We start from the raw sequence: 14,929 nt of genomic DNA, 5'->3' as shown, positions 1-14,929 counted from the left end.
AAATCTTATTGAATGAAGCTGTTGAAGAATGATTGACCATATGGTAATGCGTAACCGATAAAGATTGTCACGAGTGCCAATACGATAAATCCGCCGAACAAGGCGTTTGATGGCTTTTTCTTTTTCACTTTGACGAGCGTCATCTCACCGAAGATCAGTGTCAATAAACCGACTGTGATTTTCACGTGATAGAACGTGCCGCCTCCGTTTAATTGAAGGTAGAGATAAAGTCCTGTTCCGAATGCGATGAGTAACATGAGTCGAAACGCCATATGTGCGATCTTTCCACTCTTGTTGCCGTTCTTATAACCCATATAGGCCACGGCAAACAAAATAAGTAACAAAATCCAGCTCGTAACGTGCGTGTGCAAGAATGCAATCAGTGGCATTCTAATGCCCCCCTTTATGTTGTTGTACAGTCTTCATTGTACACGAACCCTCTCCTGATTGGTCAAGCGAACGCTTACGTAAAAAATGAGCCATCCTTCGAGGATGACTCATTTCATTATGATACTGGTGTCGTCTCTGCCTCTTGGACAGCATATTCATAGCTAGGAATTTCAACGATGAAGGTCGACCCCTCGTGTTGAATCGATTCCACATGAATTTGACCGTTATGGCCACGGACGATTTCTTGACAGATCGGTAACCCAAGACCCGTTCCGCCGATTTCGCGGCTATCGGAGTTATCGACGCGATAGAACTTATCAAATAATCGATCGAGCGCGTCGCTCGGAATCCCAATCCCCTCGTCCTTCACTTTGATCGATACGATATGCTCATGATGGGCAAGCTCCACCGTAATCTTTCCACCACGTGGAGAATACTTCACGGCATTCGACAATAGATTACTCATCAGCTGCTTGAACTTCTGGCAGTCAACGAACAACTCATAAGGACGTGCATCATCCGCAATCAATTCGAATTCGTGCTTCAAGGAAGACGCTTCATAAAACGTCAACATATCACGAACGACCGGTTCGATATCAAGTTGTTCCCGGTCGTACATCTGACTGCCGGATTCCATCCGCTGCACATCGAGGAAGTCGTTGACGAGGTGCGTCAGACGTTCCGTTTCCGCATGAATTGTCTCTAAATATTTTGCTTGTTTCTCATTTGGTAACTGTTTCTTCACCATCAATTCTGTAAATCCATAGATGGATGAGAGTGGTGTCCGCAATTCATGAGAAATCGTTGAGATAAACTCGCTCTTCAGTCGCTCAGCTTCTGTTTCACTCGTAATATCTCGGAAGACGAGAAGCGTCCCTTTCGAAAGACCGCCGACGATAATCCGCTCCGCATACATCTGCAAGTTCATCTCACCTTTACGGATCGAGAAGCTGACACTTTCATGCGGGAAATCATCAGTGAACAAACGATTCGTATATTTCATAAAGTCTTCGGCCTGATCAACCGTCTCAACAAGCTGGTTTCGCCACTCTTCCCATGACTCCTCTTCAAGGTCTGTCATACTGACATCACTTAATTCTGGGAACATCTCGTAGAGTGGTCGGTTCACAAACACATCATCGGTCGCATGTTCGATATAGACGACCGCTTCCCGAATCGAGTCAAGAATGCGTTCTGTCTTCCCTTTTTCACGCTTCATCTCTTCGAATAGACGCATCCGTAAGAGCGAGAGTGAAAGCTGACGAGCGAACGACATGATGTCACCCATCTGCGTCTGTGTGAAACGATCTTTATAACGGACCAAATAGATGAACGCGATAATCGAGTCATCCGTCGGGTCATGGACCGGCACCGCCGTCTCGAACATATAGTATGGATACGGGAGTGGATGGTCACTTGCGACTTGTTTCGATGAATGCACCGTCGTCTTCAACGTCATCGCTCGCGTCAATACAGAATTCTCACTATCGAGCAATTGACGTGACAACGTGTCATTCAAACCATGGCTCGTCACGCGGTACGTACCCGATTCATCGACGAAAACGAGGGCACCGACTTCCGAATCCGTAATCGTAACGAGTTTCTCGATAATCTCTGGATAAGCCGTAAGCGAATCACGTGACGCTAACGTCTCCGTCAATTCGTTTCGGTACGCGAGATGTTGTTCGTTTTGTTGTGTCTGTTCGAGAATCTCTTCAAGCTCTTGCTGCTGTGCCTGAAGCTCTTCTTGTTGGGCGATCAATTCTTCTTGTTGCGCTTGAAGTTCATGGTTCTTTTCAATCAAATGACGTTCATTGTCGCGAAGTGTCTCGGCCATCTTGTGAAACGAGCGAGACATCGTCCCGATTTCGTCTTCACGCTTCATTTGATCGCTCAAGTCGACGATTTCACCTTTCAACAAACGGTTCGATGCAATCGAGAGTTTTGAAATTAAGCGTGTTTGACGACGAAGGAACGGTTGGACGAATAACAAGATCAATGCGGCAAATGAGGCGATGCTCATAATCCACAAGAATTGAAGAATGTTATTGTTTTGGCGCCATTCCGCGTAGACGTTTTCTTTTTCAGAAGCCATCAACTGACGGTAGTTTTCAAGAGACGACTCCACTTCATCAATCGGCCCTAAAATATCGATGCCACGCTCCGGATTAAATTGGACGAGACCTTGATCAATCAATCGTTGCGCCGTCGGTAACTCGGCAATCGTTTCGGCATCGATAAACGTTTCCGTAATCTCACCATCTAATTGTGCCTGCGCATATTCATACGTCACCGGAATGATGACGTCATAATAAAAGTCATGGAACTGCTGCAAATCTTCTGCGAACAACTCACCTTGACGAGTCTGCACTTGCGATTTGAACCAATTGATCTCCTGTTGGAATTTTGCTTCATTCGCACTTGCCCGTTCGAGGGACGCGATGTCCCCAAATAAGAGATATCCGCGTGTGTCGTACTGGTCGGCTTGCCACTCATCCCACATGGTCGTCAAGCGATCGACGCGTTCGTCCACTTGACGCAACTTCGTCTCGTTTGCCTCTAAACGGTTCTCGATATAGACATACGTCAGTACCGATCCGACCAACGCGAGGACGAGGAACGAATAGAGGACGACCATAATGTCACGTCCAAGTTTTTGTTTAAACCACCTTTTCACTTCACGATGCCTCCTATGATTTTAACGAGTTCAAGTGGGCTGAACGGTTTTGAAATGAAGTAGTCGACACCAATCTCATTCGCGCAATCACGGTCAGATTGTTGGCTTTTCGCTGTCAACATCATCACTTTCGTATCTTGTCGCCCTGGTAACTTCCGTACTTTTTCAATGACCTCAAGCCCCGTCATGCCGGGCATCATATGGTCCACAATCACCAAATCATATTCGTTCTCTTCAATCAATCGATAAGCCTCTACGCCATCTTGCGCCTCATCGATATCATATCCTTCATCTTCTAATGTATCCATAACGAGCATGCGTAATACTTCTTCGTCTTCCGCAAGTAAGATTTTAACCATAATCGTTCCTCCATTTTTTATCCCATTTTTTTATTTTAACGGATTTGTAATTGTTACACAAAATAAAAAGACGTACGAAACTCATCTTCGTACGTCTTTTACCGAATCATCTGACCGCAAAACCTATATTCTTCATTATACAACTTCTTTTTCAGCGAACTGACTATTATATAAATCTTCGTAGAAACCACCCGCTTCAAGCAGCGATTCGTGTGTCCCTTGTTCGATGACGCGACCTTGGTCCATCACTAAAATGAGGTCCGCATCCTTGATGGTCGATAGACGGTGAGCAATGACGAAACTTGTTCGCCCATTCATCAACCGCTTCATCGCCTGTTGAATCAAAATCTCGGTGCGTGTATCCACACTCGATGTCGCTTCGTCCAAAATCATAATTGGCGGATTGGCGAGAACCGCTCGCGCGATTGTCAGTAATTGTTTTTGACCTTGCGAAATGTTATTCGCTTCTTCATTTAAGACGGTGTCATATCCGTCTGGCAACGTCCGGATGAACGAGTCCGCATGCGCCGTCTTCGCCGCGTTGACAATTTCATCTTCTGTCGCCCCGGTTTTTCCGTAAGCGATGTTGTCACGGATTGTCCCGTTAAAGAGCCACGTATCCTGTAAGACCATCCCGAACGTATGACGCAAATCTTGTCTCGACATTTTACGAGAGTCTTTCCCATCGATTAATATCTCCCCGCCGTTCAACTCATAGAAACGCATAAGCAGATTAATCAATGTCGTTTTCCCGGCACCGGTCGGACCGACGATGGCTACGGTTTGTCCCGTCTTCACATCAAGGTTCATATCTTGAATGAGTAAACTCTCTCCATATCCAAAGTCGACGTGACGGAATGCGACATTCCCTTCAGCTCGCTCCAACCGATAAGTCGTTACTTCTTTTACTTCTTCCTCTTCGTCTAACAACTCGAAAACACGTTCTGCCGCAGCGACCGTCGACTGGACGATGTTCGCGATGTTCGCTGTTTGCGTAATCGGTTGGGTGAACTGTCGAGTATACGTGATAAACGCCTGAATATCCCCGATCGAGATGCTTCGTTGTGTGACTAAAATCCCACCGACGACACTGATCAACACGTAACTGATGTTCCCGATGAACATCGTCATCGGCATGATGATCCCAGAGATAAATTGCGCCTTGCGTCCGGCATCATAAAGTTCTTCATTCACCTCATCAAACTCACGGACAGCTGTCTCTTCACGACCGAACGCTTTGACGACCGCGTGCCCCGTATACATTTCTTCCACGTGACCGTTCAATCGTCCGAGATGGCGTTGTTGATCGGAAAAATATTGTTGTGACCGTTTTAAAATCGGACGAATCGCAAAAATCGTGAGTGGTAAAGACACGAGAGAGATGACCGTCAACAGCGGACTGATGGACAACATCATAATCAAAATCCCGACAATCGTGACGATCGAGGTAATAAATGACGTCACACTTTGTTGAAGCGTGCTCCCAATCAAATCGATATCGTTCGTCACTCGGCTCAACGTCTCTCCATTCGAACGACCATCGTAATATTTGAGTGGCAATCGTTCCAATTTTTTATTGACGTCTTCCCGCAAATCATAGACCGTCTTTTGCGCAACGCCTGACATTAAATACTGTTGCACGTAGTTGAATAGACTGCTGATGACGTAAAGTCCTGCGAGTAACGACAAGATTTGCCCGATTCTCGTGAAATCGATCTCCGCGCCTGGTACACCCATGAATTTCGCATAAGCGCCTTCAAAGAGTTCCGTAATGGCAATTCCCATGATCTTAGGACCGGCAATCATAAAGACCGTACTCAGAATCGCCGCGACAAAGACCGCAATCAATGTGTTGCGTCGTGGTTTCAGATAGGCAAGCAGACGACGGAACGTGACTTTGAACGCCTTCGGTTTCTCACCCATCATCATCATATTTCCACCGCCAGGACCTCCTGGACCACCATGCCCACCATGAGTTTGTCGCGTTGTCGTTTGTTTCTCACTCATGCGATTTCCTCCTCAGACAATTGCGACTTCACGATTTCCTGATAAACCGCATTCGTCGCAAACAATTCGTCATGTGTACCGATCCCGGCCACACTTCCTTCTTCAAGTACGATGATGCGATCGGCATCCATGATCGTACTCACCCGTTGCGCGACAATCAATACGGTCGCATCTTTCGTTTCCTCTTTCAACGCCTTACGTAACGCGGCATCTGTCTTGAAATCGAGTGCCGAAAAGCTGTCGTCGAATACATATAGATCTGGTTTTCGAACGAGTGCCCGTGCGATGGATAGACGTTGCTTCTGTCCACCCGATACGTTCGACCCGCCTTGCTCAATCACAGATTCATATTGCTCTGGCATTTTCTCGATAAAGTTGCTCGCCTGTGCGATGGATGCGGCATGTTCGACTTCTTCGATCGTCGCATCGGCTTTTCCATATCGAATGTTCTCAGCAATCGTACCGGTGAACAGTAACGCCTTTTGCGGAACGAATCCGATTTTCGAACGGAGTTCCTCTTGCGGTACGGCTTGAACATCGACCCCGTTCACGCGAATTTCGCCAGACGTCACATCATAAAAACGTGGGATCAAGTTGACGAGCGTCGATTTACCAGACCCCGTTCCACCAATCACCGCTGTGATTTCTCCTGGGTTTGCTGAAAAACTGACATGTGATAATGCCGGCTCTTCGGCACCTGGGTAAAAGAACGTGACATCATCAAACACGAGTGTCCCGTGCTCCACATCGGCCGTCTTCGTGCCGTCATCGACGAGTGAAGGAGTCATCTCGAGCACTTCATTGATGCGATTCGCAGATACAGATGCTCGCGGAATCATGATGAACATGACAGAAGCCATGACGAGCGCAAACATGATTTGCATGACATATTGAATGAACGCCATCAAATCCCCGATTTGCATCGCCCCGTTATCGATTCGGATGCCTCCGAACCAGATGACGCCGACGACGGTCAAGTTCATGACGAGCATCATGGCTGGCATGAGGAACGCCATGATTTGGTTGACTTTAATCGAGACGTCCGTCAATCGTTCATTCGCCTCCGTCAAACGAACTTGCTCTTCTTTTTCACGATTGAAGGCCCGAATGACACGAATACCCGTCAAATTTTCTCGTAAGACGAGATTCAAGCGGTCCAATCGTTTTTGCACTTTCTTGAAGAGCGGCATCGCTTTCCAGAAAATGAGGAAGATCGAGATGACGAGAACAGGCATGGCGGCAACGATGACGAGTGACAATTTAGCATCTTTCGACGTGGCCATGATCAAACCACCAACGAACATGATCGGTGCACTGACGACCATCCGAAGCATCATAATGATGACTTGCTGGACTTGCGTGATGTCGTTCGTCGTCCGTGTGATGAGCGAGGCTGTGCCGACACGATCGAACTCTTCTAGTGAGAAACGCTCGACATGGTTAAACACACGTCTTCGTAAATCACGCCCGAATCCCATCGCCGCTTTCGACGAATAAAAACTTGCCACGACCGCTGCGAGTGCCCCAAGCCCGGTCACACCAAGCATGATGCCGCCCATTTGCCAAATGTAGCCCGTGTCTCCTGTCACGACCCCGTTATCGATGATATCCGCCATCAATGTCGGCAAGAATAAATCTGCTAACGACTGTGCGAACACAAATAACAAGACCATGAGGACGGCCCATTTATAAGTAATCAAACGTTTTAACAACTTAATCATGACGACATCCTCCTTCACAATCTATGAACCCTTCGTTCAACCCATCTGCAATGTGTTGGTGAGCTTCAATCATATGGCGATACGTCTCCTCATCTAGACGAGAAAGGATTTGATTCAACTGTTGTTCGGTCCCTTCCTCTTGCTGTTCAATTTCCTCAATCAAACGTTTGCCCGATTGGTCAATCGTCAATACCACTTCGCGCCGATTGTCCGGGTTGATGTCTCGACGAATGAGCCCTCTTTCCACAAGTCCATCCAATGATTGACTCAACGTGCTCTTCGGCATCCTTGTGCGGCGAACCAATTCTTTTTGAGTGATTGCCCCTTGTTCATTCAACATCATCAGTCCGTGAAGCTGTGGCAAAGTAAGGTCGTTTTGTTGTGCCGTCTGATGCATGAGTCGAATCAACACACGCTGGACACGCCAAAACGATTGCATCATCTCCCGCGCTCTTGTTGCGCTCATCTCGGTCATATTTGTTCACTCCTTTTATCGTTCCGTTTCGGATTGTTCTATATGGAACAATTACTTATGTAAAATAAATTACTCCTCCATAGCTCACTTGTCAACGATTTAGAATGTGAAGATGCACATAGCAAAAAGAGCGATGTCATGTAGCTGACATCGCTCAACGTGTAACTTCTATGAAGTTGTCACCGTGACGATTTCTTGTAAATCAAGTGAGTAAATGAGCGTCTGTTCGACGCGAATCTCCCAAATCGTCTCAATGGCCTCTCGGTACAGCTGCAACTGAATCGCGTATCGCTCACGGAGTCGCTCGTGTGCGTCTTCACGAGATTCAGACAAATGAACAACGGCATCTGATTTATAATCCAACAGGACATACGATGTTCCGTCGAAATACAGACAATCGATAATCCCTTGAATCAAGACGTCCTCATCCGTAAACTGTCCATCCGGGTTGACTCGTTCAGCTGGTACGGTATAGGTGAATGGAAGCTCTCGCCACGCCGTGCCTCGCTCAAGCGCGCCGGCGAGCGCCTGCCCGACGTCGGTCTGGAAAAATGCTTCGACGTCAGGAATGGCAAGACGCGCCGTCTCAGCCTCGACCGGACTGAGCATTCCTTGCTGCTCCCATTTATCGATTTGGTCGACAATCGGTTGATTCGGGTCAGCCATTTGGAAAATCAAATGTAACGTAGTCCCCCGTTCGGCACCGGTCTGTTTCACTTGACGCCATTTCGGCTCCCGATAAGGTGTATCGATCGGGCGAACCGGGTCTTCGAAGGCGGCTTGTTCCAGTTGCATCGCCCGTTTCAATTCCGTCACCGTCTGTTTTGCCGCTGTGCGCACAGCATCCTGAGCTGGATAGGTATAAGTTAACGCTTTGTGGACGGCACGAATCGTCTCATCCTCATTTTGAATAGGGAAATCAATCGCTTCAAATCGTTGCACATGGTGGAGTTGTGCCATCATTTCTTGAAGTGTCGCAATCTCTGCAAGATCGTCTTCTCCAATCAAACGGTAGGTCCACGAAGTCGATTCATAAAATGAAGCGGGTACCGTGAAACCGAACGACTCGATGAATGTCGTGGCACTTGGCAAACGTAAGAGTGCTGGCGCAATCCAATCCAAGTACGTTTTCGCCTCTCGTCTCGCCTCACTTGCTAATAATTCCCCAGATTGCCCGACCTGTAGCCATTGTTGGAGCTGTTTAGCTGAATCTCCAACCGTACCGACGAGAATGAGTTTCTCTTTTGCCCTTGTCAATGCGACATAAAGGACACGCATCTCTTCGGCTTTCATCGTCGCATCCAAATCTCGCCGGATCATCTCTTTCACGAACGTTTCCGATTTCGTGCGTGTCACGACATCAATCGCATCGAGTGAAATCCCATATTGCTTATGGAAAATGACGCGCTGTTTCTGGTCGAGTGTATTGAACTGTTTCCCGAGCTGGGCGACAATCGTCACCGGGAACTCGAGACCTTTGGATTTATGCACGGTCATGATGCTAACGACGTTCTCCTCATCGCCGAGAGAACGCGCCTCGGATAAATCCTCCCCTGTATCCTGCAATCGGTCCATGACACGTAAGAAGCGATACAGTCCACGATAGCCGCTTCGCTCGTAAGAGAGGGCGCGGTCATAAAGCGCTTTTAAATTTTCCTGGCGCCCTTTCCCACCAGGCAATCCACCTGAGAAGTCATAAAACCCGGTGTCGTTAAATAGCTGTTGAATCAATTCGGACAAGCTATGGTTGCGTGCATACGTACGCCAGTGAGAAAGACGATCGAGAAACTCCCCACACTTCACGCCAAGCTCATCATCGTCATCCGCTTTTGCTTTCAAGGCTTCAAAGAAAGAATCTTCGGACTCGAGTCGGATTCGTGCCAATTCCCCATCATCAAATCGAAACATCGGGGAACGGAGCGCACCGGCGAGTGGGATGTCCTGAAGGGGATTATCAATCACTTTCAAGAGAGCAAGAATCATTCGAATCTCTGTCGCTTGAAAATAGCCGCCATCTGAATCCGTATAAGCCGGAATGTTGTACTGTGTCAAAATGTCCATCAACTGTTCAACTCGTCCTTTTTTCGAACGGACGAGAATCACGATGTCCCGGTACTCACAGTTTCTTAGTTGGCCCGTCACTTCATCCGTCACTTTGAACGGTTCATCCCCAGATACTAATTCTAGGATTCGGGTTGCGATGGCTCGTCCCTCGACTTCCTGTTTCGATAATTCACGACTTGTCCCGTCGACAATCATGAATTCGGGATGCGCTGGAATCGGTTCATATTCACGACCCGGCACGAGTTGAGCGGCCTCATCATAAGCGATTTCTCCGACCTCTTCATCCATGAGCTGGACGAACAAGTCATTGATGCCATGAAGCACCTCTGCCCGACTTCGGAAGTTTTGAGAGAGATCAATTCGTTTTCCCGTGTCCGCCTGTTTGAAACGCGTCGCCTTATCGATGAAGAGACCCGGCTCCGCATGACGGAATCGATAAATCGACTGCTTGATGTCTCCAACCATGAACAAGTTCCCAATCTCTTCTCGTTCATTTGCGACAAGGTTGATGATTGTCTCTTGAATTTCGTTCGTATCTTGATATTCATCGACCAGTACCTCGACGAAACGTTCCTTGTATAGAGCCGCGACGTCAGACGGTCCATCCTCCTGCCGCAAAATGGCAAGCGCATAATGTTCCAAGTCGCTAAAGTCGACGAAGGCTCGGTCACGTTTCGCTTGCTCATAAGCTGTTCCGAACGCACGGACCGTTCGGACGAGCGTCTTGACGAGAGGTTGTTGCATCGAGACGCTCTCTAATAGATCCGCCCCACTGACACGCGCCCGTTCAGCAGCTGCCGTCAACTTCTTCTTCGCTTGATCGTAGGCCGGTTTGAGCACCTCATGATAAATTTGATGCTCCTCTTTTTTAGGGACGGCTTTCATCGTCCCAAACTTCATCGCACGTGCAGCCGTTTCGAGTTCACTCCAGACAATCTCTTCCCCTTCTAACTGTTCAAACGGGAAAATCGCCTGACGAATGTTTTCCGACTGCGGCTCATAGCCCGCAACCCGAAGTTCCGCCTCGAGCTTCCGCAGGTCACGCACCGCTTTCTCAATGTCCTGCCACAGCATGTGACCGAACTCGATGAGGATGGCTTCTTGATCCGGGTCATCTCCGAACGAATACATCGAAATGAGTTTGTCCAAATAGGCGTCAGGGTCTGGGAGTGTACGAGCATAGTGATAAAGACCAAGAATGAGGTCTTCGATTTCGCTATCGCCACGGTCTGACGTATAGGCATCGACGAGGGCGAAGAAGTCCGTATCCTGCTTTCCGTACTCCTCTTCAAGCACCTCTTCTAACACATCATCTTGTAACAATACGAGGTCGCGTTCTTCCGCAATCTTGAATGCCGGGTCTAAGTCTAACAAATAGTAATTCTCGCGAATCACTTCTAAACAGAACGAGTGGATGGTTGTAATGAGAGCCCGGTTCAACATTTGTCGTTGTTTTCGGACATACTCATTCGTCGGGTCGTCGCGCAACGCCTCTTCAAGCGCTTTTGCGATGCGTCGCTTCATTTCTGCAGCTGCCGCGTTTGTAAACGTGACGACGAGCATACGGTCTGCCGTCAACGCATCCGCTTCGTCCAGCAATCGGCTAGACAACCGTTCAACGAGAACTGCTGTCTTTCCTGAACCGGCCGCAGCCGAGACAAGTACGTGACTTCCCCTCGCTTCAATTGCGGCGAATTGATCATTCGTCCATTTCACGGTCATCCCCTCCTAACTCCTGAAATACATCTTCTTTCTCTAACTTTTTCAATTTGCGTGGTTCATTCGCGAGCGCCTCGTCAAAATGGCAGACACTCTGGTACGGACATGTTTGACATGGGCGGCGCTCTTTATATTCGTACGGTTCTACGTCAATCTTTCCTTCATACATCTCTTCGGCACTCGATTTGACGACGTCAAACGCATGGTCCATCAATTGTTCGAGTTGAGGTGGTGTGACAATCTTTTTCAGTGTATTCGAATCAGGTGTGCCATCTTTTTTATATTTGACCGGGATGACAATCGATTTTTTCGAAGATCCTTTCGCAGAGCGGTCCATCATCTCCAAAATTTCCGGATCGTCGACCAACAACCCCTGCATCTGATACGACTCCAATACTTTCTGTCGCGTCTCTTCCTCAGAACCTGCCGGTGGGACGAGTGGGCGGTGAACGTGGAAATACAGTGCCGCAGCCGGCGCTACGTTCTCTTTCGTCCATACCTCCGCCTGTTCCACTAATACTTTCAAGTAGATGAGCATCTGCATGGCAAGACCATAGTAAATTTCCGCGAAGTCGACTTCACGCTTGCTCGACTTATAATCGACGATGCGAACGTACAGCTGATCGTGGACCATCGCCGTGTCGACACGGTCGATGCGACCGATGAGCTCACATGTGGCTCCATTCGATAACGTGAACGATACAGGTGGGAACTGCCCACTCCCGAACGCGAGTTCAAACGCTTTCGGGTCAAATCCGTCCCGTTTCGACTGTTCAATCAATACTTCTGCCGTCTTGCTGACGACGTCCGTCAATTTTTTCTTTAAATAGGCGTAACGATTTGAACTCATCAGAATGGCGTGTTGAATTTCAGGCGTCACGAGTTCTACTGCCTGTTCCGCTAAGTTCACACATTCATCAGGTGCCACATCTCGCCATTCTTTTCCGTCCATCTTCACCGTCTGAGACATATGTTCAATCGTCCGGTGATACAAGTTTCCGATATCCGGTGCCTCGAGTCGATACAATCGGCGTTCTTTCAGACGCAGGCCATAACTGGCAAAATGTTTGAACGGACATGCTTGGAACGTCTCAAGTCGCGAGACACTCGCCCGAATCGACGGTGTATAAAGAGATTTAGCCACATTGTCGTCTAGTGATTTCGGGATATTTTGATAGAACAGGGCGCTCGTCAACAACTGCAAACGTTCACGACCATCCGGATGTTTTAACAGTTCGTTATAGACGGCGAACCACATATCTTGAATCGGATAATGACGACTCAATCGTTGCAGTTCAAGAGCCGTGACAGCTGCCGTCTGGTTCACGTTCGTCAAAAAGGCGAACTGGTCACGTGGTCGATGCTCTCCTGCTTCAGCAAAATGTGTCTTGATGATGTTTTTGTGGAGACGCGCCTTCAAATCAGCAATAAAACGTGCTGGTTGAACCGCCTTACCGGTTCTGTCGATGAGGGCGTAGCTAATATAGAGACGCTCACTCGGTGCCGTCACTGCTTTATATAAGTAATACGTTTCATCATCAAACAAGTGCTCGGTCGCTTTCCCGGCACGCAGTCCGTTCTCATGCATGAAGTCCAAGTCGTGATCGGTCAACAGTTTGGACTGTGTCGTGACGAGAGGAATTTGATCTTCATTTGCCCCGAGCAAAAACACCACTTTTTTATCAATCAATCGACCACGGACATAGTCCGTCACCGTCAACTGATCGAGTGAGGGTGGGATGAGCGCATAACGTAGACTGTCTAGCCCAGTGTCCATCATCTGGAGAAACAGTTCCGTCGACAACGTCTCTTCCGGAGCTGCCGCTTCCAATTGTTCGAGTAGATGTAAGACCGCGTCCCACACTTGGGTATGCTCACGCGCTTCGAGCAACTGTGCTTCTTCAATCGCCTCGTCACGCCAATGCGTCAGACAGTCCGATACACCAATCCGCTCCAAAAAGGCATACATGGCATGCGTATAGGCTTGCATCGTCTTCGCCTGCTTCAAATCCGCTAACAACGGATCGAACGTTTCGATGACGCGTTCCCGGTATCGATTCAACTCCGCTTCGACGTCTAGCTCTTCACTCGTCAGTCGCGCTTCTTCCCCTGTACGACGACGCAATTGCCATGCATCGTGCCAGTGATAGTGTTTGATCCCGCGCTCAATGACGAATGCTTCGAGACGGTCGACGGACGTGCGTCGATGTGTCGGGTCGAGGACGACGAGTTCCGTCTTCAATGCCCGGAAGACCGCCTCCTCCCGATAGCTACGCAAGGCGATGTCGATGGTTGCTTTCAACAATTCGACGAGCGGATGGTCAAGCATCGGTTGCCGTTCATCTAGGAAGTAAGGGAGTCCCATTTTTTGTAACGCCTGCGATGCCAAATCGCCATACTCTTCGAGTGAACGCGAAATGAGCGCGATATCTCGGTAACGATATCCTTCTTCACGGGTGAGTCGGATGACTTCTCGAACGGCCGCTTCCACCTCGACAGTCCGGTCGACAGCAGCATGTAAATCGACGTGGTTCTCTGCCCCTGTATACGGCTCTGCCGTCATCTGGTCAAACGTCGCCTCTAAATAGCGAAGGCTTGGATGCGTATAGCGATAGATGGTGTCATACGGTTTGTCGACCGATTGAAGTTGTCGTTCCGACAAGAGTTCCTTGAAGCGCATAAGCGTCCGTTGCGTCGGTCCAAACAATGGGTCAGGACGATACATCGATGAAGGGTCAAGCGTCAGCAACACATCGACGTCGACTTTTTCCGCAAGACCGACGAGGACGGCTAATTCCTGCTCCGAGAACTCATTAAATCCGTCCACGTAAACACGGACTCCCGTCAAATCCGTCTCGGGCAACAATTGCAACAGGACGTTAAAGTAATCTTCCGCATGCAGCGACTTCCCTTCTGTCACCTTTAAAAATCCTTCATAGATGATGGAGAGGTCCTGTAACTTCAAGGCACGGTGTTGCGCTTGTTCACTCAACCGCAACAGATGTTCAGGTTCGACAAGCCCTCGCTTCAACATCGAAATCAGTTGGTTCAACTCTTCATAAAATCCGAACTGGTTCATCGTTCGACGGAACAAGGTCAAGCGTTCCTCGCTCATCTCGACGACTCTCCGCAACAACAGATGTGTCCCCGTCTGATCTAAAAATTGGTCGGTCGCCACTCCCGCATCCCGCATCATCAAAAATGCAAGACGGCGCATCGACAGCACTTGGATTCTTGTCGAGCCGCGTAGGTCGTCCACTGTCGCCATCTTTTTCTCCATTTCAAACGACATTTGGTCCGGCACGATCATATAAATCGTTGGTCCGCTCGGGTTTTGTTTCAGTTCTTGAATGACCTGTTCGATCATCCGTTCACTTTTCCCCGTTCCCGATCGACCGACGTGAAAGGTTACTGTCATTTTAGCGAACACTCCTTCCCTTTTTTCTTTCATTATGAACCATCTGCTCTTATTTGTAGAGGGAAACCTCCTCTTTACCCTAGTCAAAAAAGTAACAGC

The 14,929-nt window shown here is 48.5% G+C and carries 8 protein-coding genes; all 8 read right to left on the bottom strand.

Going from position 1 to position 14,929, the window contains the following annotated elements; genetic code table 11:
* Positions 1-5 precede the first annotated feature (5 nt).
* Positions 6-389 (bottom strand): YisL family protein, encoded by a 384-nt coding sequence (locus tag ON063_RS02860; RefSeq protein ID WP_274664163.1) that lies wholly within the window; start codon positions 387-389, stop codon positions 6-8.
* Between the two features lie 116 nt (positions 390-505).
* Positions 506-3,067: a sensor histidine kinase gene (locus ON063_RS02855; protein WP_274664162.1), complete on the bottom strand. Its 2,562-nt coding sequence runs from the start codon at positions 3,065-3,067 to the stop codon at positions 506-508.
* Positions 3,064-3,426 (bottom strand): response regulator, encoded by a 363-nt coding sequence (locus ON063_RS02850; protein WP_074032651.1) that lies wholly within the window; start codon positions 3,424-3,426, stop codon positions 3,064-3,066. Before ON063_RS02850 ends, ON063_RS02855 begins: the two co-directional genes overlap by 4 nt.
* A 135-nt stretch (positions 3,427-3,561) precedes the next feature.
* Entirely contained in the window at positions 3,562-5,433 is a 1,872-nt protein-coding gene (locus ON063_RS02845) for an ABC transporter ATP-binding protein (protein WP_274664161.1), read from the bottom strand.
* Entirely contained in the window at positions 5,430-7,154 is a 1,725-nt protein-coding gene (locus tag ON063_RS02840) for an ABC transporter ATP-binding protein (RefSeq protein WP_274664160.1), read from the bottom strand. The genes ON063_RS02845 and ON063_RS02840 overlap by 4 nt, the downstream gene beginning before the upstream one ends.
* Entirely contained in the window at positions 7,147-7,629 is a 483-nt protein-coding gene (locus ON063_RS02835) for a MarR family winged helix-turn-helix transcriptional regulator (protein WP_274664159.1), read from the bottom strand. Before ON063_RS02835 ends, ON063_RS02840 begins: the two co-directional genes overlap by 8 nt.
* 168 nt (positions 7,630-7,797) lie before the next feature.
* Positions 7,798-11,415: a helicase-exonuclease AddAB subunit AddA gene (gene addA, locus ON063_RS02830; protein ID WP_274664158.1), complete on the bottom strand. Its 3,618-nt coding sequence runs from the start codon at positions 11,413-11,415 to the stop codon at positions 7,798-7,800.
* Complete coding sequence (gene addB / locus ON063_RS02825) at positions 11,393-14,830, bottom strand: helicase-exonuclease AddAB subunit AddB (protein WP_274664157.1); 3,438 nt, start codon at positions 14,828-14,830, stop codon at positions 11,393-11,395. Before addB ends, addA begins: the two co-directional genes overlap by 23 nt.
* Between the last annotated feature and the right edge of the window lie 99 nt (positions 14,831-14,929).

Source organism: Exiguobacterium sp. B2(2022) (genome assembly GCF_028823655.1).
Lineage (GTDB): Bacteria > Bacillota > Bacilli > Exiguobacteriales > Exiguobacteriaceae > Exiguobacterium > Exiguobacterium aestuarii_A.
The sequence above is the reverse complement of the archived record's forward strand: the minus strand, read 5'-3'. Positions and strand labels throughout refer to the sequence as shown.

Coding starts and splice junctions, on each gene's coding strand:
- ON063_RS02860 (WP_274664163.1), bottom strand. CDS start 389: ATGCCACTGATTGCATTCTTGCACACGCACGTTACGAGCTGGATTTTG.
- ON063_RS02850 (WP_074032651.1), bottom strand. CDS start 3,426: ATGGTTAAAATCTTACTTGCGGAAGACGAAGAAGTATTACGCATGCTC.
- ON063_RS02845 (WP_274664161.1), bottom strand. CDS start 5,433: ATGAGTGAGAAACAAACGACAACGCGACAAACTCATGGTGGGCATGGT.
- ON063_RS02840 (WP_274664160.1), bottom strand. CDS start 7,154: ATGATTAAGTTGTTAAAACGTTTGATTACTTATAAATGGGCCGTCCTC.
- ON063_RS02835 (WP_274664159.1), bottom strand. CDS start 7,629: ATGACCGAGATGAGCGCAACAAGAGCGCGGGAGATGATGCAATCGTTT.
- addA (WP_274664158.1), bottom strand. CDS start 11,415: ATGACCGTGAAATGGACGAATGATCAATTCGCCGCAATTGAAGCGAGG.
- addB (WP_274664157.1), bottom strand. CDS start 14,830: ATGACAGTAACCTTTCACGTCGGTCGATCGGGAACGGGGAAAAGTGAA.